General features: G+C 63.6%; 18 protein-coding genes. 11 read left to right on the top strand and 7 right to left on the bottom strand.

Translation table 11 applies throughout. The annotated features are described in order from the left end of the window. Positions 1–69: 69 nt before the first annotated feature. The 3 genes from A5658_RS17110 to A5658_RS17120 are packed head-to-tail and all read left to right on the top strand — an operon-like array spanning position 70 to position 3,313. Positions 70–987 (top strand): alpha/beta hydrolase, encoded by a 918-nt coding sequence (locus A5658_RS17110; RefSeq protein WP_067337609.1) that lies wholly within the window; start codon positions 70–72, stop codon positions 985–987. Then, complete coding sequence (locus tag A5658_RS17115; RefSeq protein WP_082993233.1) at positions 984–2,525, top strand: NAD(P)/FAD-dependent oxidoreductase; 1,542 nt, start codon at positions 984–986, stop codon at positions 2,523–2,525. The genes A5658_RS17110 and A5658_RS17115 overlap by 4 nt, the downstream gene beginning before the upstream one ends. Continuing rightward, positions 2,522–3,313, top strand: coding sequence for an SDR family oxidoreductase (locus tag A5658_RS17120; protein ID WP_067337612.1), 792 nt, complete (start codon positions 2,522–2,524; stop codon positions 3,311–3,313). The genes A5658_RS17115 and A5658_RS17120 overlap by 4 nt, the downstream gene beginning before the upstream one ends. Positions 3,314–3,603: 290 nt before the next feature. Here A5658_RS17120 and A5658_RS17125 read toward each other — a convergent pair whose 3' ends face one another. Continuing rightward, the gene (locus A5658_RS17125; protein WP_067337616.1) at positions 3,604–4,092 is read right to left on the bottom strand and encodes a MarR family winged helix-turn-helix transcriptional regulator; all 489 of its coding nucleotides are present in this window, start codon (positions 4,090–4,092) and stop codon (positions 3,604–3,606) included. Positions 4,093–4,329: 237 nt separating this feature from the next. On the opposite strand from A5658_RS17125, the gene A5658_RS17130 reads away from it, so the two are divergent. The 3 genes from A5658_RS17130 to A5658_RS17140 all read left to right on the top strand — a co-directional run bounded on the left by A5658_RS17130 (position 4,330) and on the right by A5658_RS17140 (position 6,618). Beyond that, entirely contained in the window at positions 4,330–4,977 is a 648-nt protein-coding gene (locus A5658_RS17130; protein WP_067337621.1) for an FMN-dependent NADH-azoreductase, read from the top strand. Between the two features lie 70 nt (positions 4,978–5,047). Continuing rightward, a complete protein-coding gene (locus tag A5658_RS17135) occupies positions 5,048–5,704 on the top strand; it encodes an NADPH-dependent F420 reductase (RefSeq protein WP_082993234.1) in 657 nt (218 codons plus the stop codon). Positions 5,705–6,018: 314 nt separating this feature from the next. Beyond that, complete coding sequence (locus A5658_RS17140) at positions 6,019–6,618, top strand: isoprenylcysteine carboxylmethyltransferase family protein (protein ID WP_067337624.1); 600 nt, start codon at positions 6,019–6,021, stop codon at positions 6,616–6,618. 193 nt (positions 6,619–6,811) lie between these two features. On the opposite strand, the gene A5658_RS17145 is transcribed toward A5658_RS17140, so the two are convergent. Next, a complete protein-coding gene (locus tag A5658_RS17145) occupies positions 6,812–7,222 on the bottom strand; it encodes a helix-turn-helix domain-containing protein (RefSeq protein ID WP_067337627.1) in 411 nt (136 codons plus the stop codon). Beyond that, complete coding sequence (locus A5658_RS17150; protein ID WP_067337630.1) at positions 7,219–7,800, bottom strand: TetR/AcrR family transcriptional regulator; 582 nt, start codon at positions 7,798–7,800, stop codon at positions 7,219–7,221. Before A5658_RS17150 ends, A5658_RS17145 begins: the two co-directional genes overlap by 4 nt. 354 nt (positions 7,801–8,154) lie before the next feature. On the opposite strand from A5658_RS17150, the gene A5658_RS17155 reads away from it, so the two are divergent. The 5 genes from A5658_RS17155 (at position 8,155) to A5658_RS29390 (ending at position 14,139) form a co-directional block, all read left to right on the top strand. Then, positions 8,155–9,261 carry an enolase C-terminal domain-like protein gene (locus tag A5658_RS17155; protein WP_082993268.1) on the top strand — a complete coding sequence of 369 codons (1,107 nt, stop codon included), beginning with the start codon at positions 8,155–8,157 and terminating at the stop codon, positions 9,259–9,261. Between the two features lie 32 nt (positions 9,262–9,293). Continuing rightward, entirely contained in the window at positions 9,294–10,901 is a 1,608-nt protein-coding gene (mdlC, locus tag A5658_RS17160; protein WP_067337637.1) for a benzoylformate decarboxylase, read from the top strand. Beyond that, a complete protein-coding gene (locus A5658_RS17165; RefSeq protein ID WP_067337640.1) occupies positions 10,898–11,965 on the top strand; it encodes an L-dopachrome tautomerase-related protein in 1,068 nt (355 codons plus the stop codon). Before mdlC ends, A5658_RS17165 begins: the two co-directional genes overlap by 4 nt. A gap of 41 nt (positions 11,966–12,006) precedes the next feature. Further along, positions 12,007–13,023, top strand: coding sequence for an NADPH:quinone reductase (locus A5658_RS17170; RefSeq protein WP_067337643.1), 1,017 nt, complete (start codon positions 12,007–12,009; stop codon positions 13,021–13,023). A gap of 207 nt (positions 13,024–13,230) precedes the next feature. Further along, a complete protein-coding gene (locus A5658_RS29390) occupies positions 13,231–14,139 on the top strand; it encodes an alpha/beta hydrolase (protein WP_067337647.1) in 909 nt (302 codons plus the stop codon). A 697-nt stretch (positions 14,140–14,836) separates the two neighbouring features. Here A5658_RS29390 and A5658_RS17180 read toward each other — a convergent pair. The 4 genes from A5658_RS17180 to A5658_RS17195 form a co-directional block, all read right to left on the bottom strand. Then, positions 14,837–15,811: an SDR family oxidoreductase gene (locus tag A5658_RS17180; RefSeq protein WP_067337650.1), complete on the bottom strand. Its 975-nt coding sequence runs from the start codon at positions 15,809–15,811 to the stop codon at positions 14,837–14,839. A gap of 184 nt (positions 15,812–15,995) precedes the next feature. Next, the gene (locus A5658_RS17185) at positions 15,996–16,829 is read right to left on the bottom strand and encodes an SDR family oxidoreductase (RefSeq protein WP_067338428.1); all 834 of its coding nucleotides are present in this window, start codon (positions 16,827–16,829) and stop codon (positions 15,996–15,998) included. Positions 16,830–16,909: 80 nt separating this feature from the next. Then, positions 16,910–17,668, bottom strand: a complete 759-nt coding sequence (locus tag A5658_RS17190) for an SDR family oxidoreductase (RefSeq protein WP_067337653.1) — start codon at positions 17,666–17,668, stop codon at positions 16,910–16,912. Between the two features lie 31 nt (positions 17,669–17,699). After that, positions 17,700–20,018, bottom strand: a complete 2,319-nt coding sequence (locus tag A5658_RS17195) for a pyruvate dehydrogenase (RefSeq protein ID WP_369830543.1) — start codon at positions 20,016–20,018, stop codon at positions 17,700–17,702. Positions 20,019–20,027: the final 9 nt, after the last annotated feature.

Genomic DNA, 20,027 nt, shown 5'->3' on the forward strand with positions numbered 1-20,027 from the left:
TTGAATGACGGTCAAGAAACTGTTACGTTCTTAAACGACGATCAAGAACCTATCCGTGAGGACACTTCAGTGACTGCCCAGCACACCTTCGTCCGGACCGACGTCACGTTCCCCTCCGCGGGGACCCCGTGCGCGGCGTGGCTCTACCGCCCCGATGGTGTGCCGAATCCGCCGATTGTGGTGCTCGCGCACGGGTTCGCGGCCTTCCGTGAGCTGCGCCTGGACGCCTACGCCGAACGGTTCGCCCAGGCCGGGTATGCCGCGCTGGTGTTCGACTACCGGTACTGGGGTGCCAGTGGAGGCCAACCACGCCGAGTCCTTGACATCAAGGCCCAGCATGCCGATTGGCGCGCCGCGATCGCCTATGCCCGCAGCCTCGACGGCGTCGACACCACCCGGGTGGTGGGGTGGGGGTCATCGTTCGGCGGTGGGCACGTCCTGGTGCTGGCCGGCCACGACCACGACCTGGCGGCCGCGATCGTCCAGGTGCCCCACGTCACCGGCCCGGCCTCGGCATTTTCTCAATCCCCGAAGTTGGTGTCGCGGTTGATCCTGGCCGGCCTGCGCGATCAGGTCGGCGCCTGGCTGGGGCGCCCGCCCTACCGGGTGGACGCGATCGGCTACCCCGGTGACGTCGCGATGATGACCTCCCCGGGAGCTGCGGAGCTCGTCGAACGGATGGCTGGGGACCGGCGCGAGGAACTGCTCGCCGAGAACGACGTCGCCGCCCGCATCGCGCTGCGCGTCCCGTTCTACTCCCCGGGACGCCACGTCGCCGACATCACCGCACCAGTACTAGTGCAGCTGGCCAAACGCGACGACGTCACTCCCTATGCCACCGCCCAGAAGATCGTGGCCCGCATCCCCAAGGGCGAGGTGCTGTCCTATGACTGCAGCCATTTCGAGCCCTACCTGGACCCGCATTTCGAGAAGATCATCACCGCCCAGATCGACTTCCTCGACCGCCACGTGGGAGGCGGCCGGTGACCACGGCCCCCACCCTGCCGACCGTTGTGGACACCCTGGTGGTGGGTGCGGGGTTTGCCGGGCTCGCGGCCGCCGCGGCGGTGCTGCGCGACGACCCGACCGCCGACGTGCTGGTCATCGAGCGGGCCGATGAGGTCGGCGGGACCTGGCGCGACAACACCTATCCCGGCTGCGCCTGCGATGTCCCGACGTCGTTGTACTCGTTCTCCTTCGCCCCCAGTGCCCGCTGGAGTCACACCTTCGCCCGCCAACCCGAGATCTACCGCTACCTCAAAGCCGTAGTTGAGGACACCGGACTGCGGCGGCATCTGCTCACTGGCTGCGAATTACTCGCTGCCGTGTGGGATGCCGAGCAGCAGCGCTGGCGGGTCCGGACTTCGGTGGGGGAGCTGACCGCCCGAATCCTGGTCGCCGCGACCGGGGCGCTGTCGACTCCGAAGCTGCCCGACGTGCCGGGACTGAACACCTTCACCGGCGCGGTGTTTCACTCCGCGACCTGGAATCACGACCACGACCTGACCGGCCAGCGGGTCGCCGTCATCGGCACCGGGGCCTCCGCGGTGCAGTTCGTCCCCGAGATCGTCGAGCGGGCCGAGCACCTCACGGTGTTTCAGCGCACACCGGCATGGGTGCTGCCCCGACTGGATCGCACCCTGGGCCGCCTCGAAAAAGCGCTCTACCGCCGAATCCCCCTGATACAGAAGATGGTTCGCGCGAGCGTGTACGGCTACCGCGAGATCTACCTCGCAGCACTGGCACACCTGACCTGGCTGCTGCCGCTGATCCAACTCGTCGCCAAAGCCCAACTGCGCCTGCAAGTCCCCGACACCGCCCTGAGGAAAGCCCTGACGCCGAACTTCACCATCGGCTGCAAACGGATCCTGCTGACCAACGACTGGCTGCCCACCCTGGCCCGCGACGACGTCGAGGTGGTCACCACCGGGTTGGCCGAGGTCACCGAGACCGCCGCCCGCGACGGCGCCGGGCGACTCCACGAGGTCGACACCATCATCTTCGCCACCGGATTCACCCCCACCGAACCGCCGGTGGCCCACCTACTCACCGGCACTCACGGAATCACGCTGGCCGAGCACTGGGCTGGGAGCCCCAGCGCGCATCTGGGCACCACGGTGGCAGGATTTCCCAACTTGTTCCTGATGTATGGACCCAACACCAACCTCGGGCACAGCTCGATCGTCTACATGCTGGAATCCCAAGCCGCCTACCTCGCCGCCGCCCTGCGCGTGATGCGCACCGAAGATCTCGCCTCGATCGACGTGGAAAACCACGCCCAACAGGCCTACACCTCGTGGGTCAACGACGCACTGGCCGGCACCGTCTGGAACTCCGGCGGATGCTCCAGCTGGTACCTCGACGCCAGCGGTCGCAACTCAGTGATGTGGCCGACGTTCACCTTCCGATTCCGTTCCCGCACAAGCACCTTCGATCGTCACCACTACCGCGGCCAGCCGCGCCATGACCTGCCCCGAACACCACCCGATCCGCACACCCGCGCACAGACAGGAACCCTCCCGTGACAACGAATCGGCGTTCTGCGCTGATCACCGGTGCCTCATCGGGCATCGGCGCGAGCTTCGCCCGCCACCTCGCCGCGCAAGGCCACGACGTGCTGCTCGTCGCCCGACGCGCCGAGCGTCTTGAAAAGCTGGCCGCCGAACTGCACCAAGATCACGGTGTACGCAGCGAAGTCTTTCCCGCAGACCTCACCGACCCCGCCGCTGCTGCCGCCATCACCGACCACGCTGCCGCGCAGAACATGGCCATCGACATCCTCATCAACAACGCCGGCCTGTCCGCCAGCACGAAATTCACCGCCACCCCGTGGGAATCAGTGGCAGCCGAAATCCAGCTCATGGTCACCACCTCGACCCAGCTGTGCCACCTAGTCATCCCGGGCATGAAACAACAGAACTGGGGACGCATCGTCAACCTGTCCTCACTGGCCGCGCTGTTCCCACCGGTTGAAGGCCTGCTCTACACCGGAATCAAGGCCTACGTGCTCGACATGTCCCAATCCCTCGATATGGAACTTAAGCCCCACGGCATCCACGTCACCGCGCTGTGCCCCGGGTTCACCCACAGTGAGTTCCACGACGTCATGGACACCCGCGAAACTGCCGACCGACTACCGCGCTTGCTGTGGCAGCAGCCCGAAGACGTGGTGCGCGAGGGCTGGGCCGCAGTGATGAACGGCAAGCCAGTCTGCATACCAGGCACCGTCAACAAGCTCAACGCCGCCGCGATACGACCACTCCCACAACGCATCCAGTACATCCTGGGCCGCAGCCTCAACCCTTTCAAATAAAGGCAACCAGCTCCCCGAACACAAACCGCTCCATAGCCGTAGCATGCAAGCGGGTCACCAAACCCGTTGCCGCAGTGGCAGTTTCGCACCGCGGCTGCTGTCGATACACGACGTCCGAATGTGGCCTATCGCACGCGCAATCGGCCAGGTTGGCGCCACACATGAAGTGCGCACCTCGATAGGGCAAGAGGATGCAAACCCGCGTACAAGGCAGGAAACGACCTGGTGTTACGCGACAGTTGCACAGCCGCAGCGGATCTAGGTTGTTTGGACTTCTTAAGGGGCGAGGTTTATTGGGCCGAGGTTGACTGAGCCAGTGGGGTGTGGGATCCGTTGGCGAGGTTGATCATTGCTTTGGCGAGGAGGGTGTGCAGGGCGCAGAGTTCGGTGGGTTCCAGGCCGAGGAGCCGTTGTTCGAGGTCGGCGGCGACGTTTTCGATGTCGGCGAGGCGGCGTCGCCCGGCTTTGGTGATCAGTACGTTGTGTTTGCGTCGGTCTTCGGGGGAACGGCGGCGTTCGATGAGCCCTTCGTCTTCGAGGCTGTTGAGCAGGGCCACGACACCGGTGGCATCGATGCCCAGCGCTTGAGGTAGCTCGGACTGGGGTTGTTCTCCGAGGTCACGTAGCAGGGTGAGCACGACTGCGTGACGTGTCTTCATTCCGTGGGGAAGCAGGTCCTTGTCTGCTTCGGCCTGCATGCGCCGAAGGATGTAGTTCATCATGACGCCGACCATGTTTTCCGGTGATTTCAAGTCGTTGCCGTCACCCGAACTGCTCATGAGAGCGAGGTTACCGGCAAGAGTTGACAGTTCCACCTCTCCTTCGATTTGCGTTGTGCAAATTGTTGCTCTCCGCGTCTGACGTTCGGCGATATCGATGCAGGTTGGGAGTGGGACTCAGCTGTTTCATTCACGGATATGAGATTACGGGGATTTCTCGACGATGGGTGTTGCTGTGATAGTTTGCACCACGCAAACGAAAGCTTCGACCCGGTTGACCGAGTGAAAGGCATAACCATGAGCCACCTCCTGCACATCGACTCCTCCATCCAGGGTGACGCCTCGATCAGCCGGCGGCTCACCGCGCACGCCGCTCAGCGCTGGGCGCAGGCCCATCCTGGAGGCACGGTGGCCTACCGCGACCTGGCTGCAGAGCCGATTCCGCATTTCGACGCCGTGAGTGGTCTGGCTCGCAACATTCCCGCCGATCAGCACACGCCCGCGCAAGCCGAATCCTTCGCCCTGTCGAAGCGTCTGATCGACGAAATCAAGGCCGCCGACACCGTGTTGCTGGGCTTGCCCCTGTACAACTACGGCGCCCCCAGCATCGTGAAGTCCTGGGTGGACCACATCGTGGCCGCTGGGTTGTCGTTCGATCCGGCCACCGGCGCCGGCCTGCTCGGCGACACCGAGTTCATCGTGCTGGAAAGCCAGGGCGGCGGCTACGGCGAAGGCACTCCGCGCGCGGGCTGGGACCACGCCGGCAATTGGATCGTGCATGGTGTGTCGCCCACCGGCCTGGCGCCGCGCGTCATCACGGCCGAACTGACCATGGCACCGGTCAACCCCGCCATGGCCGACCTCATCCCGCTGCACGAGAAGAGCTACGCCGACGCCCTGGCCGAGATCGACACCCTTTGGGCGGCAAACGAAGCCACCGCCTGACCACCGCCACCCATACCCGCCACCACCAATTCCGCGCCCGCAGCGCCGGTACCGCTCAGAGGAGGCCACCATGAAGGTCGGTCTCGTCGGCGCCGGGTGGATCGGACAGAACACACAGAAGGAGACCACCATGGAGATCGGCTTCATCGGCGCCGGCATGATCGGCAAAGCCGTCAGCACCCAGCTGGCCAAGGTCGGACACGACGTCCTGGTCAGCAACAGCCGCGGCCCCGAAACCCTCACTGAGACATTCGATCCGCTCAACATCAGCGTCGGCACCACGGCCCAGGCCGCGGCCCGCGACGTCGTATTCGTCGCAGTGGCCTGGCGCGACATCCCCGCCGCACTGGCCAGCGTGGACCTGTCGGGCAAGATCCTCGTCGACACCAACAACCCGATCATCATGCCCGGCTTCACCCGCGCCGACACCGGCGGGAAAACCTCCAGCGAGGTCATCGAAGAACTCGCGCCCGGCGCGAAGGTGGTCAAGGCGTTCAACCACATGCTGTCCACCAGCTACGACGAAGGCCCCACCGTCGACGGTGCACCCAAGGTGTTGTTCCACTCCAGCGACCACGACGACGCGCACGCCGTCGCCGCCCAACTCATCGAAGACCTCGGCTACGTCCCGATCAACCTCGGCGCCCTCGTCACCGGCGGCGTCCTGCACGAATCTCCCGGCGCGCTGGCCGGCCGCGTCTTCGTCGAACCCGCAGCAGCGAAGTAACACCCGATCACAGTTCATCAGTCAGCCACCACGGGCCTTGAGGAACAAGAGGGCGGGCTTGGTACCCTCGCGACCCATCACCGGAGTGGACAAGCCGCCGGCGGTGCGGAGCGTACTTGGGCCCGCGCGCGTTCATCACTGGAACGCAACTGCCTAGTACGGGGGCCGACCGAGATTGATAGCGCCCCTGACTACGACATACTAAGACGGGCCTGTTAGCCCAAACCGCACCGCCGAGTTTGTCGGCAAGGGTAAAGCGGCGCGTAGCTTTCAACCTCCAGGAGCGATCAACGCGTAGAAAACAAGGAGCCCCCGTGGCTGTCAAAGACCATCCCAACACGCTGTCGAGTAGTGGCCGCGGTTGGCTTCTGGCTGGATATGCCGGGGCTGCAGGGTTTTTCGTCCAAGAGCTATTCCTTCGGGGACGCGGTGCAGCCTCCAGCCTGAAGACCTCTGACGACGACAACGGCACCACGCGCATGCTCCTGACATCTGCTGGGCTCGGGTACGGGCTACCACTGGTGCTGCGCCGACTTCCTCTGCCGATGCTGCCGTCGGCCGCGGCTGCCACCGGGCTGATCATCGAGGCGGGCGGACTCGCTTTGCGGGTATGGTCCATGCGCACACTGGGCAGTTTCTACACCCGAACCCTGCGCACCACCCAAGGACAACACCTCGTTACTACCGGCCCCTACCGGATGATTCGCCACCCTGGATACGCCGGCGCCCTGATGTTGTGGATTGGCTTGGCGCTCTCTTCACGCAGTGCGCCGACAACCGTCTTAGTGCCCACACTGATGGGACGCGCTTATCACCGACGCATCGCCGCCGAAGAAAACCTCATGCGACGGGCCATACCCGAGTACCGAGATTACAGTCGCCGGACTAAGAAACTGATTCCACTCATCTGGTGAAAACCGCTGAGCGGACGCGAGGTCATCGCAGCGCACCGGAGCGTCGCGAAGTTGGAAACCATCTAACCGGTGTAACTTGGCGCGGCGGAAACTTCAGCCGCCGCCGAGGATGGCGCGGGCAAGGTTCGGCGAAAGTCGTTGTCCGCGTTCAGCTACGTCCCGCAGGATCAGTGTTCGGGCAGCAGATTTTTTATCAGAGATCGCGCGGGCCACGCGAACCAGCGGGCGACGCCCAGTGCGGATTCAAGACCGCGATGTGGTCGAGGTTCTCCTCGGCCCACGTACGCAGCAAGCGCAGCGGGTCAGCGGCGCTCGTGCCGAGTGCGGTCAATTCGTACTCAACGCGGGGTGGGACGTCCGCATAAACCGTCCGAGTGATCAGTGCGGCCGATTCGAGCCTTCGCAGTGTGCGAGTCAGCATCTTGGAACTGATTCCGGGTAGTCGATCCCGCAGGGCGGTGAATCGTGCCGGTCCAGGTTCGAGCAGACCGATCAACAGCGCCGACCATTTGTTTGCAAGCAGGTCCAGCAGGATCCGGCACGGACACGATTCTGCGTACGCGTCGTGAACATCGTGCTGGCCCGTCCGGCAGGTTTGGGTCATGCTCGCGCCTTTCTTGCGTGGGTGCTTGCCGACCGGCGAGCACCCGGGCTTCGGGTCAGCCCGTCGAGCAACACTTGCACCGCTTTGGCGCGACCGGGGTGATCGTCGGCTGCCACGGTCATGCGAATGAACATGGCGATGTCGTCGGCGGTGATCTCGGGGCGCAGGCCACCGGCCTTGCGGAGTCGAGTGGTGAACGGTTCGACAAGGTCGGCGATCAGCCGATGTGCGTGTGACCTGGCCCGCGGGCTCGTCGCCGCCAGCCGGAGAAACGTTTCGGTTTCGGTGTCGGAAAGATCGCAACTTCCGATGAACACCGACCGAAACGCTTCCAATGCGTCGGGGATGTCTGCGGCGGAGTCTGTGCCGTCGCGGGCGTCGGCGATCAGCTCGTCGAGAACAGCGATCACCAGATCGTCCTTGTCGGGGAAGTGGCGATAGAGCGTGGTGGGGCCAACACAGGCTCGCCGGGCGACCTCCTCGAGGGTCGTCCCGGGCCCCTGTTCGTTGAACGCCTCGCGGGCCGCACTGACCAATCGTTGGCGATTGCGCTGTACATCTTTCCGCGGCGCTCGCATCTGATCCTCCTTAACCGGTAGCGGAGATCCCATATTAGGGGCTACGGTTTCACGAAACGGAGGTACGACTACCGCATCGCCCCGGATCTTGGAGGTGTCGTGACAGCTTTCATGTCGTCGACTTCACGGATCTTCGCCCCGGGCACCCGCGCCGCCAAACCCCGGGCCGACACTCGATTGCAGGGCCACTGATGCCGCCAGTTTCACGCAACCCTCTGAGCTGCGAGGGTTCCCATTGGAGAGCAAGCGCCCTTGCATGTCACCGGGTGAGTTCGTTTAGCCTCGCGGCGTACCTCGTCCACTCTGGGGGTACGCGTGACTCCAGTGTTTTCCGCCGATCATCGTGAGCGCCTCATGCCTGTGACAGCTATCCGAATGACGCTGCAGCGCAGCTCCGTTCGGGCCGTCGTCGTGCCGTTGCGGATTCCGATCATCGCGGCCATCGGCCGATTTGAAACCTGGCCGCTGGTGCTCGTCGACGTGGAAATGTCCGATGGAGTCGTCGGCTCGAGTTACATTGCGCCGTATCGTGTCAGGTCGCTCTCGGCGGTAGTGGCCGAGCTTCGCGAGCTGCTCGACGGCCTGTGCGGTCACCACGTTGCACCTGGTGACGTGTTCGATTCGGCGCTGAAGTCGCTCAATGTCGTAGGGGTAGAGGGTGTCTCGACGATCGGGGTCTCGGCAATCGACATGGCATTGTGGGACGCCCTCGCCAAGACAGTCGATCTTCCGTTGGCCCGGTTGCTAGGCGGATCGATCGGACCAGTGCGGGCCTACAACAGCAATGGCTTGTGGCGCCACGAGGTCTCCACATTGGCCGCCGAGGCCGAGATGTTGGTCGGCGAAGGTGGATTTACCGCAGTGAAAATGCGTCTGGGCAACGCCCACCTGCGCGACGACTTGGCGGCTATCGATGCCGTCAGACAGGGCATGGGCCACGACATCGACCTCATGGTCGATTTCAACCAAGCCCTTGGCCTCGGCGATGCGATACGGCGATGCCACGAACTCGACGAGCATGGCCTTTACTGGTTCGAAGAGCCCATCGCCTACGACAACGTCCGCGGCTACGGGCAACTCGCCCGCAAGATTCGGACTCCGCTGCAGGCTGGCGAGAATTACTACGGCGCACGCAATTTACTCAACTCTGTTGATACCGGTGGCATCCACTACGCGATGGCCGACCTCATGCGGATCGGCGGTGTCACCGGCTGGATGCAGACTGCCGGCGTCGCGGCAGCCGCCGGCATCCAGCTCTCGAGCCATCTGTATCCAGAGTTCGCCGCGCACCTACTTCGGGTGACTCCCTCGGCTCACTGGCTCGAGTGGGTCGATTGGGCGTATCCGATCCAGGCTGACCCGGTGCAACCTCACGCGGGCACGCTCGCCGCCCCCGATCGGCCGGGCGCCGGATTGGTCTGGGACGAACGGGCAGTCAACAAGTACGCCGTCGCGGTCTGACAACACTTTCCGAACGCAGTCGAAAGGCAACCATGCCAACAGTACGAGAAGCCTTCTACGATGTCGCGCGCCGGCTGGCTCTCACGACCGTCTTCGGCAACCCTGGTTCGACCGAAGAGCCTTTCCTCAAAGACTTCCCGGCCGACTTCCGCTATATCCTTGCGCTTCAAGAAGCCTCGGCCGTGGCGATGGCCGACGCGTACGCGCAGTCGATAGGCCGAGCAGCACTGGTGAATCTGCACACCGCTGCCGGCATGGGCAACGCCATGGGGAATATCGAAAGCGCATGGTACAACCGCGCGCCGCTGATCATCACCGCCGGCCAGCAAACCCGCGAAATGCTTTTGCTGGAACCGTATCTGACCAATGTCCAGCCGCAGATCGTTCCGCAACCTTTCGTCAAGTGGTCGTATGAGCCAGCCCGCGCGGAAGACGTTCCGGCCGCACTGCTGCGGGCTTACGCGACGGCGATCCTGCCACCCGCCGGACCGGTGTTTCTCTCGATCCCGATGGACGACGCTGACCAGGAGTGTTTTTCGGTTCCACTCCTGCGCAAGGTAAGTCGTCGACTGCCCGCCGATCAGGAAGCCTTGGAGTCGGTGATTGCAGCCCTGACTGAGTCACGATCGCCGGCATTGGTCATCGGCGGCGCCGTCGATCAGGCCGGCGGCTGGGACGAGGCAGTTGCGCTCGCAGAGCGCATCCGGTGCGCCGTGTGGGCCGCGCCGGGGGAGGGGCGACCGGGGTTTCCCGAGACCCATCCGCAGTATCGCGGCACGTTGCCCCCAGCGATCGGCCCTCTGGCGAGGGCGTTATCGGGCCATGACGTGATCGTCGTCATCGGTGCACCAGTGTTTCGTTACTACCCGTATGTACCCGGCCAGTACCTTCCAGACGGCGCCGAGCTCTTCCACATCACCGACGACCCGTCCGAAGCCGCCCGCGCGCCCGTCGGGACGTCGATTCTCGCCGACCCTGGCCGATCGTGTGCGGTACTCGCTGCGGCTGTCCCACAGGCGAATTGGGCGCTTCCAGCCCCGCGGGCTGCTCGGGTACCCATGCAGAGTGGTGACGTCATAACTGCCGAGTGGCTGTATCACACAATTCAGACGGTCCGTCCTCCTGATAGCGTCATCGTTCAAGAATCGCTGTCCACTCTTCGTGAGCTGCGCGAGCAGATACCCACCGATCGGCCGCGGTCATTCTTTTCGATGTCCAGTGGAGTGCTTGGCTACGGCCTGCCCGCCGCCGTCGGCGTCGCGCTGGCCGAACGCGACGAGGGCACCAACCGGAAGGTCATCTGTATTGTCGGTGACGGCGCCGCGAACTATGTCATCCAAAGCATCTGGACGGCAACACAATACAGGCTCCCGATCCTGTTCGTCGTCGTGCGCAACGGCGCTTACAACATTCTGAAGTCGTTCGCCGAGCTTCTGGATACGCCGGGTGTTCCCGGCCTCGACCTGCCGGGGCTGGATTTCCTAGGCTTGGCCCAGGGCTACGGCTGCACGGCGGAACGGGTGACATCGACAGGCGCCGTCGCCGAGGCCGTCAAAAGTGGGATCGATGCTGACCGACCCCATCTCCTCGAGGTGCTGGTCGATGCGAGCGTTCCGCCGCTACTGGCACCGCAGTCATGAGCACAGTGTCGCCGCGCCCGATCGGTAGTGACGCTCAAGCCGACTACGAAGTGGTGGCTGAGTTCAGCAACCTAATGCCCACCGGCGTGACGGTCAGCGACGACGGCCGCATCTTCGTCTCGTTCCCTCGATGGGGCGACGACGTCGCTTACACCGTCGCCGAGGTCATCGATGGGAAGGCCGTTGCATTTCCCGGTGAACATGTCAACTCCTGGGGCGGCACCCGAGCCCGCGAGCGGCTAATCTCGGTCCAGAGTGTGGTCATCGACCCAGAAGGGTTTCTGTGGCTGCTGGACACCGGGGCACCATCGTTCTCACCTTATGTGGATGGCGGTCCAAAGCTGATGCGGGTTGACCTGGCCAGCAACGAAATTGACCGCGTGCTGGTTATCCCCGACACAGCGATGACCGCGACGACGTATCTGAACGACGTGCGTTTCGATTTCAGCGAGGGTCGTTACGCGTACCTCACCGATTCGCAGCCCGTCGGTGCTCTCATCGTTGCCGATCTCGACAGCGGTGAGTGCTGGGATCGGCTGCGGGGCCACCAGAGCACTCAGGCGCAGGATCAATTTCGCGCGGTCATAGAGGGCGAAGTGCGCGATCAGTACCGGGTGGGCGCCGACGGTATCGCGATCAGTCCGGACGGCGCGCGGCTCTACTACTGCCCCCTCTCATCGCGACGGCTCTACAGCGTCGATACCGCCGCGCTTAAAAGCCGCGATATCTCCGACAATCTCGTGGCTGAGGCGGTTCTCGATCATGGCGACAAATGCGCATCCGACGGCCTCGAATCAGACAGCGCCGGAACCCTTTACGCCACCGCCTACGAGCATGGCGCAGTATTACAGCGCAAAGCCACGGGGCAGTGGACGACGGTGCTGCAGTCTCGGAGGCTGCTGTGGCCCGACACTTTGTCGATTGCCTCGGACGGATATCTGTATGTCAGCGTCAATCAGTTGCCGCGCACCCCGCTGTTCAATCATGGGATCGACGATCGGGTACCGCCATATCTGATCGTCCGGGTCAAGGTCGGCGCCAAACCTATCCGGCTAAAGCCATGACTCCCACGCGAGCAAGCTGATCAACACATGAAAGGTTCCCGATGAAGTCGATCGTTTACACGCATGCTGGTGACCCGTCAGTGTTGACGGTCGTTGAAAGGCCTGTCCCCGCAGTAAATGACGGCGAGGTCCGCGTGAAAATGGCTGTCTCGGGGGTGAATCCGACCGATTGGAAGGCGCGACAAGATCGCACTGCCAACATCAGCGCCGGAGGCCAGGTGCCCAACCAGGATGGCGCCGGTGTCGTCGATGCCGTAGGCGATGGCGTTACCGGACTCAAACCCGGTGACAGGGTATGGGTCTGGGACGCGGCATGGCAGCGATCCGACGGAACCGCACAGCAATTCGTCTCCCTACCCGCCGCGCAAGTAGTGCCGCTGCCAGACAATGCCAGCTTCGACGTCGGTGCCTCGATGGGCATTCCGGCGCTCACCGCCCACCGCGCGCTCACATCCCATCGCAGCGCGCCGATGCAACTGCGCCCGGGTGCGCTGAGCGGATTGACCGTTCTCGTCGCAGGCGGTGCCGGCGCAGTCGGCCATGCCGCAATCCAACTGGGAGTGTGGGCTGGTGCGGCCGTCGTGACCACCGTCAGCAGTGACGAAAAGGCCGAGTTGTGCAACGCAGCGGGGGCCCATCAAATCATCAACTACCGCCGTCAGCAGGTTGCGACCGAGCTACAACGGCGACATCCTAGAGGCGCCGACATCATCGTCGAGGTAAACCTGCGCGCCAACGTGGAGCAAGATCTCGCGATGCTGGCCCGCGACGGGGCGATCACTGTATATGCATCGGACGATCAGGACACGATTCCCGTCCCCACGCGCGCGGGCATGATGAAAAATGCTCGTCTGCAATACATCCTGACCTATCTGACCGACTACGAGGCAAAGTTGGCATCCGTCCGAGCCGTCAACGCGGCGATCGCCGACGGGGCTATGGAGGTCGGTCGTCAGGCGGGACTGCCGTTGCATCGCTATGGGCTGGAACGCACCGCCGACGCCCATCGTGCATCTGAAGCCGGTGTCGTCGGCAAGGTTCTCATCGACGTACCCTGAGCAATGCCCGGCGTGATGTATGCGCTGAAAAGCGTTGGCCAAGAGCAGATTTCAGTAGCACCCCTGCCTGTTGGTTAGCGGTAGTACCACAACCATTTTGTGTGTATGATATCCGATAGTGATACTACCGTTTTTGGGGAGGGTGGAATGAGCGGCGAATCGACACGTGAAGATGCGGCTGACCGGTCGGGCTGCGAACCAGCTCGAATGCGGGGTTCCGACGCTGTACGCGTCGAACGCGTGACATTCAGCTCGTCCGGCGAGGTCCTTGTCGGAGATCTGTATTTGCCAAGTCTCGACGTTGACCAGCGGCGGCCCGCCGTCGTGGTAGCCGGGGCTTGGGCAACGGTCAAAGAGCAGATGGCCGGAGGGTATGCACGGCAGATGGCCGCTCGCGGACACCCTGCTTTGGCTTTCGACTTTCGCACCTGGGGGCAGAGCGGGGGACAACCAAGATCGATGGAGGATCCTTACGCCAAAAGCGCCGACATCGTCGCTGCCGCAGAGTTTCTCGCTCGGTACATCGCTGCGGACCAGGAAGCAATCGCAGGGCTGGGCATTTGCGCCGGTAGTAGCTACATGGTCGCGGCCGCGACCACAGCGCCGCTGATCCAATCAGTTGCCTTGGTTGCCCCTGCGTTACCGACGTCAGCCGATGTCAGGGAAAACCTCGGCGGAACGCAGAGCATGGCCACGCTGATTGGCGCGGCGAATGAGGCGCTGGCGGAATATCGCCGCACCGGCCAACAGGTGCTGGTACCCGCGGTCCAACTGCCGGCCGGAGATCCCGTATCCGCGGGCGACTACTACGCCGACAGGCGTCGTGGCGGTGTTCCTCAGTGGGATAACACCTTTAATCCAGCATCGTGGTCGAGCTGGATCCCTTTCGATGTGCACTCGTTCGCCGACAAACTCACCCAGCCACTTCTCATCGTCCATAGTGATGCCGCGGTCAACCCCGGCAGCGTCCGCGAGTTCGCGTCAAAAGTGCCCGGCCCGGTAGCTCAGTTGTGGCTCGACGGGATAAGCCAGTTCGATTTCTACGACCAGCCTGGACCGATGAAAGCAGCGTCGGACGCCGCGGCGGCTCACTTCAGTCGGAAGCAGAGTCCGTGATCGCGGCGCAAACCGGCACTGCGCGGCCGCGCAGGATTGGGCTGAAGTGCATCTAGCGCGACGGATTTTTCTCTGGTTGGTACGGCAGCATCGTCTTCGGCGAACTTGAGTGTCACAGTGACAAAACGGTCACGTAAGGCGCATAACTGTCATCACACAACCTCGCCCTCAGCCGCACTCGGAAGTGCTGACGACCGTTAACACGTTGCGCCACAATGCTTTGCGCGCTCCACAGTGCATGCGGTGAGGCGCGGATCTGTCACACACTTAGGCAGCGTAATGCCGAACCTGGCCACATCGCTATCACGAAATTAGGTGCTTCAGCACGGCTTTCCCGAAAGTGTCGCCGGTCGCCGCAGCCAATCGGCCCTGCGCCTCATCATTGAACGCCAAAGTGAAGCAAGCTCATGCGACCAAAAGCGGTGACTACCCGTGCCCACTGACGATCTGCTGGAATGCCGCTGAGCGGCAGTCGGGCAGCGAAGATTGAGGAGCCCCCGCGGGCCGCCGAAGTTTTATCAAACTAGCCGGGCGTGCCTTGTAATCTTCGTTGCATCTCGACATATAAGGACTAGCTGAGGCCGAAGACCTTGTGCTGCAAAACGATTCGTGGGTTACCGGTGTGGGTGAACACTCACGCTGGCAGAGCCACATTTGCAGATCAGGATGGATCGATCGTGTTTATCGGGCGCGCGGGTCAGATCGCTCCTCGCTCGATAGCAGTGCGCCGCGCGAATTGGGCGTAGGTGGTGGGTGGGCGATTGAGCAGTCCCGGCAGGTCGTCGAGATCGCCGGCCGGCAGACCGTGGCTGTCGTAATAGGTCATCATCGTGACGTAGGCATCTCGCGCCTCACGTGGCCAGCTGTTGATACCGCGGGCATTGGAGGCTTCACGCAAGCCCCGAATCACCCCAGTCAGCGCCCTGAGCCCGACGTTGCGCAGCGATTCGAACACGATGGTGGGCAGAGTCGAGGCAGCGGCGAGGGGATTGTTCACCGCGTCCGGCGGCAGCCGCACGGCGGTGACGTTGTGTCCGAGTGTTTCGGCCCAGATCTCGGCCATTTGGTCGCGGGTGAGTTCTTGGGCGGACAGGTCATAGGTTTTGCCGATGTGGTCATCGGGTCGGGCGAGCACATTGGCGGCGGCCTCGGCGACGTCCTCGACGTCGACGACCCCCATGACGCTGCCCGTCGATACCGGATAGGGCGCCAGTCCGGCCAAGATCAGCTGCCAAAACTCGAGGTAGTTCTGCATGTAGTGCGACGGGCGCAAAATGGTGAACGGGATCTGGGATTGGTGAAGCAATTCTTCGACCAGACGCTTCTGGTGGTGGTGCACCAATTGCTCGATATCGGGGTGGATCACCGAATGAAACCCGATGTGTTCCACGCCCGCTGCGCCGGCTGCTTTGATCAGCACCTCAGCAATGGGTACTTCGTCGATGACCTGAGTCGGAGCCACGTGATAGACCTGCCGAACACCGACGAGCGCCCGCTCGAGGTCAGCGGCGGCGCGTAGATCACCCACCGCGATCTCGGCGGCCCCGTCGGCCCGCGAGAGTTGGGCCTGGGCAGTGTTTTTGACGAACGCGCGGACCTTGAGGCCGCGCGCGGTGAGCCCGCGCACCAGCGGTCGGCCCACCCCGCCGGCAGCGCTGATGATCAGGATCATGACTGTGCTCCCGTGGCGGGCAGCGCCGAGCGGCCGAATGCTGTCACTGGATGCGTGCCGCGGCGCGGGGTGTCCAGGTCGTCTGCGGTACTCATGGATCTCCTGTCGTTGAGAGGTGGCCCCGATCCCACATAGGAACGGGAAGCGACGCCGGCGACGGTTGACGCCGGGAACCAGGGGGCGGTTACTGCAGTGGCACGGCGGCCACGGCCGCACTGCCGTCTTCTGAGCCGGGCGTTGTCGGCATCGGGTGGAGCATGCGAGCCACTATCGGGATCAATAGCCGGCGTGGGGTCAGTCCTGCGATCCGGGCGTTGATCGCGTTAGCCCGGCCAGAGACCACGTAGGGCGGCGAGCAACGGCGGTCAAGGGCGCGCATTCCGGTCGAGACCACCTGTTCAGGCGACTGCATAGCGCCGGCGACGGCGGCGTTATCGCCGATGACGTCGAAGAATTCGGTGCGGGTCGGGCCGGGCGCGAGCGTCACCACTTTGACGTTGTGCTGTTTAGCTTCAAACCACAATGATTGAGAAAAGCTGTGCGCGAATGCTTTCGCCGCTGAATATACCGCTAGGGTGGGAATCGGCTGAAACGCCGTGGTACTCGTGACGTTGATGATGGCGCCCCGTCGACGTTGCGCCATTGGCGCAAGGAACGCGTGGCACAGATCGACCATGGCGCTGACGTCCACGGCGATCACTCGCGCGAACTCCTCGCCGTCGCCGTCGAGGAACGGGCCTTGAGTGGCGAATCCGGCGTTGTTGACCAGCAAGTCAACCTCGCCGCGGACGCGTTCGCGCAGCCCGGCCCCCGGCCGGTTCACCGAAAGATCAAATTCGACGGTCTCGCAACGTACCGAGTAGGCCTGAGTGAGCTGTGTCGCCAGCCGGTCGAGGCGCTCTTTGCGGCGTGCAACCAAGACGAGATCAGAGCCCCGGGCCGCCAGCGCGTGCGCGAACGCCTCGCCAATGCCGGAGCTGGCGCCGGTAACCAGTGAGCGCCTGGGTTTGAATGACATCATCCTCCTGTCTGAGGCACCGGCTTGCGCCGCCGCGACTTAGGTGATTGCGTAGCCGGGCTGACCGGCTTGCGGTGGTCTCACAGCATGAATTCGCCGCCGTTGACGTGAATGACCTGACCGGTCACGAACTTGCCTGACTCGCCAGCCATGAATAGACACGCCTCGGCGATGTCTTCAGGGTCGCCGGTCTTCTTGATGGCCAGGCGCTGGGCGATCGCTTCGGTGTCGACATGGGTGTACCGCGACTTGTCGCGAATAGTGTTGATGGCGCCGGGTGCAACGGTGTTGCAGGTGATGCCCCAGACTCCCGCTTCGCGCGCGACGGCTTTGGTCAGTCCGTGCATGCCGGCCTTGGCCGCCACATTGTGTGCGCGTTGAGAGATGTGCCCGGTCCAGGCATCGTAGCCGGCGATGTTGATGATGCGGCCCCACCCGCGCTGCCGCATGCCCGGCAGTACGTAATGAACGACGTAGAATGCCGAGTTGAGGTTGTAGTTGATGGTTTCCTGCCACTCGGCGATGGAGATCTCTTCCAGGGGTTGACGTTTGCGTCGCGCAACGTTGTTGACGGCGATATCGATCGAGCCGAATCGCGTTGCACCCTCGGCAATCATGGATGCAACCGCGTCAGGGTCGGCTACGTCGGCCATGATGGCGATAGCTGTGCCGCCGAGATTTTTGATCTCGCGGACGGTGTCGTCGACCGCACTTTTGTGCTGATGTCCGTTGACGATGATGTTGGCACCCTCGCGGGCAAACAGCACAGCGATGGCGCGTCCGATGTTGCGGCCCGACCCGGTGACCAGTGCGGTGCGGCCTTCGAGGCGACGGCTCATGAGGCTCCTGGGGTTTGGCAGGCATTGCGTATCACGAAGCGACGTCAAGCGCGGCGCGTACGATACTGTCGGCGTCGATGCCGTGGTAGTGGTACACCGCGTCGAGGCCGCCAGCCTGCCCGAATGTGCTCACCCCCAACGATTTACAGCGCACCCGATTGATGGCGGCCAGGAAGGCGAGGGTATGGGGATGTCCGTCGAGAACGGTGACCATGGGTGCGGATCGCTCGGCGGGGAAGATTTGTTCGAGGATCCAGGAGGGCGCCTCGGCCAGCCCGTCGCGACTTCGAACGGCGCGGTGGAGGAGGTCTGGGCTTGTCACGCATATGATTTCGGCGTCAACACCCATGTCGGCGAGCCGGTCGGCGGCGTCGCTGGCCTCGGTGGCTAGCGCGCCCATCGCGGCGATGCAGACCGCCGGCGTGGCGACCGGACGTAGCGTGTACGCACCGGCGAGTACGTGACGGCGACGCCGTTCGCGGGCAGCAGGATCCTTCGGGATGCGTGCCAGCTCTTGGCGGACGGGCCGGGTGGACAGCCGAAGATAGGACGAGGCTCCCTCGGGGCGTCCCAAGAGGCCGAGGCAGTGCAGCAGGATCCACTCGACCTCTGCGGCGAAGGCCGGCTCATAGCTGATGCAGCCGGGTTGCTCGATGCCGATGGACGGCGTCTTGATCGACTGATGCGCACCGCCTTCACCGGCCAGGGAGACTCCGGACGGGGTGCCGACCAAAATGGACTGCCCGCCGGCGTAGATGCCGAACGACCACGGTTCGAGTGCACGCTCGACGAACGGGTCGTAGAGGACGCCGATGGGAAGCAGCGGCTGGCCCCACCGGCTCCATGTGGCACCGAGCTCACTGAGCAGACCCACCAGGTTGACTTCGGCGATGCCGAGTTCCATGTGTTGCCCGGTCGGGCTTTCACGCCAATGCATGATGGAGTCGGCGTCGTCAGCGAACCAGTCGGGCCGCTCCGAGGGCGACCACACACCCACCTTGTTGAGCCATCCGGCGAGGTTAGTGCTGGAGCTGACGTCGGGGCTCACCGTCACCACTCGTCGTGCGACCTCGGGTGCCTCCCGCGTCAAGTCGAGTAATGTGCGCCCTAGCGCGCTCTGGGTGTTCGACACAGCCGGAGGAGTGCGCCCGATGTCGGTCGGCACCGGCGGTGGTTCATCGGTGGGAATCTCGCCCCGGCGTAGTCGTTTGGCGGTCTGCTCGCAGAGCTGGCCGGGCGGTGAGTGAGAGTCGAAGCGCTGGAACGGATTTTGCGGGTCTTCGCCCAATGTGTGGGCCAGCTGAACGAACTGCTCATCGGTCAGCAGTGAGGAGTGGTTCTGCGGATGGCCTTGTGTGGGCAGCCCGTACCCCTTGATCGTGTAGGCGAGGATGATGGTCGGACGGGAGTCGTCGATCTGGTCGTAGGCCCGCTGCATTGCGGTGATGTCGTGGCCACCGAGGTTACCGATCGCCTTCAACAGAGTGGCATCGGCGAGATCCTCGATCACGGTGGCAACGGTGTTGGCGTCCGGCCCGGTGCCGGGTAGTCGTGAGCGCAGCTCGTGGGCTGAACAGCGCAGCAGGCGTTGATATTCGGGGTTGGGCATGGTCAGGATGCGGGTACGCAGCGCATCGCCGCCGGGTCGGTTGAACAGCTCTTCGAGCAGCATTCCGAATTTCACCGTGAGCACTTGCCAACCCGCGGCGGCGAACGCGTCCTGCAGGCGCTGGGAGGCGATGTGGGGTACGACGCGATCCAAGGACTGGCGGTTCATGTCGACGATCCAGACGATCTCGCCGAGTTCCTGCACGGTGGGGTCCATCACCGCTTCCCAGACCGCGCCCTCGTCGAGCTCTGCGTCGCCCACCAGAGAGTATTGGCGTCCCGTTCCGGCGCCCCCGAATACGGTGTCGACGTAGCGGCGAGCAAACGTGGCCCAAATAGGGGCGGTGGCACCGATTCCCACCGATCCGGTGGAGTAGTCGACCGGATCGGGGTCTTTGGACCGACTGGGGTAACTCTGCAGGCCGCCGAATTCCCGCAATGTCGTCATATACCGCTCGTCAAGGGTTCCGAGCAGATAGTTGATGCTGTGTAGAACCGGGGAGGCATGGGGCTTCACCGAGACCCGGTCATCGGGTCGGAGTCGCCCGAAGTACAACGCCGTCATGATGCCCACCATCGAAGCCGACGATGCTTGATGTCCACCAACTTTCAAACCATTGGGATTCGGCCGAATCAGGTTGGCGTGGTGGACCATCGCCGTCGACAACCACAGCACACGCGAGGCGATCAGATCGAGGTCGGGCGTAGTGCTCCGGTCGTGCGGGGACGGGGCGGAGCCCAGTGGATGAGC

This window comes from Mycobacterium sp. 1245111.1 (assembly GCF_001673405.1).
Lineage (GTDB): Bacteria > Actinomycetota > Actinomycetes > Mycobacteriales > Mycobacteriaceae > Mycobacterium.

Bases quoted from the DNA above. Each gene is read 5' to 3' on its own strand.
- A5658_RS17155 (WP_082993268.1), top strand. From the start codon at position 8,155: ATGCCTGTGACAGCTATCCGAATGACGCTGCAGCGCAGCTCCGTTCGG.
- A5658_RS29390 (WP_067337647.1), top strand. From the start codon at position 13,231: ATGCGGGGTTCCGACGCTGTACGCGTCGAACGCGTGACATTCAGCTCG.
- A5658_RS17135 (WP_082993234.1), top strand. From the start codon at position 5,048: ATGAAGGTCGGTCTCGTCGGCGCCGGGTGGATCGGACAGAACACACAG.
- A5658_RS17130 (WP_067337621.1), top strand. From the start codon at position 4,330: ATGAGCCACCTCCTGCACATCGACTCCTCCATCCAGGGTGACGCCTCG.
- A5658_RS17145 (WP_067337627.1), bottom strand. From the start codon at position 7,222: ATGACCCAAACCTGCCGGACGGGCCAGCACGATGTTCACGACGCGTAC.
- A5658_RS17150 (WP_067337630.1), bottom strand. From the start codon at position 7,800: ATGCGAGCGCCGCGGAAAGATGTACAGCGCAATCGCCAACGATTGGTC.
- A5658_RS17185 (WP_067338428.1), bottom strand. From the start codon at position 16,829: ATGTCATTCAAACCCAGGCGCTCACTGGTTACCGGCGCCAGCTCCGGC.
- A5658_RS17190 (WP_067337653.1), bottom strand. From the start codon at position 17,668: ATGAGCCGTCGCCTCGAAGGCCGCACCGCACTGGTCACCGGGTCGGGC.
- mdlC (WP_067337637.1), top strand. From the start codon at position 9,294: ATGCCAACAGTACGAGAAGCCTTCTACGATGTCGCGCGCCGGCTGGCT.
- A5658_RS17165 (WP_067337640.1), top strand. From the start codon at position 10,898: ATGAGCACAGTGTCGCCGCGCCCGATCGGTAGTGACGCTCAAGCCGAC.
- A5658_RS17125 (WP_067337616.1), bottom strand. From the start codon at position 4,092: ATGAGCAGTTCGGGTGACGGCAACGACTTGAAATCACCGGAAAACATG.
- A5658_RS17170 (WP_067337643.1), top strand. From the start codon at position 12,007: ATGAAGTCGATCGTTTACACGCATGCTGGTGACCCGTCAGTGTTGACG.
- A5658_RS17180 (WP_067337650.1), bottom strand. From the start codon at position 15,811: ATGATCCTGATCATCAGCGCTGCCGGCGGGGTGGGCCGACCGCTGGTG.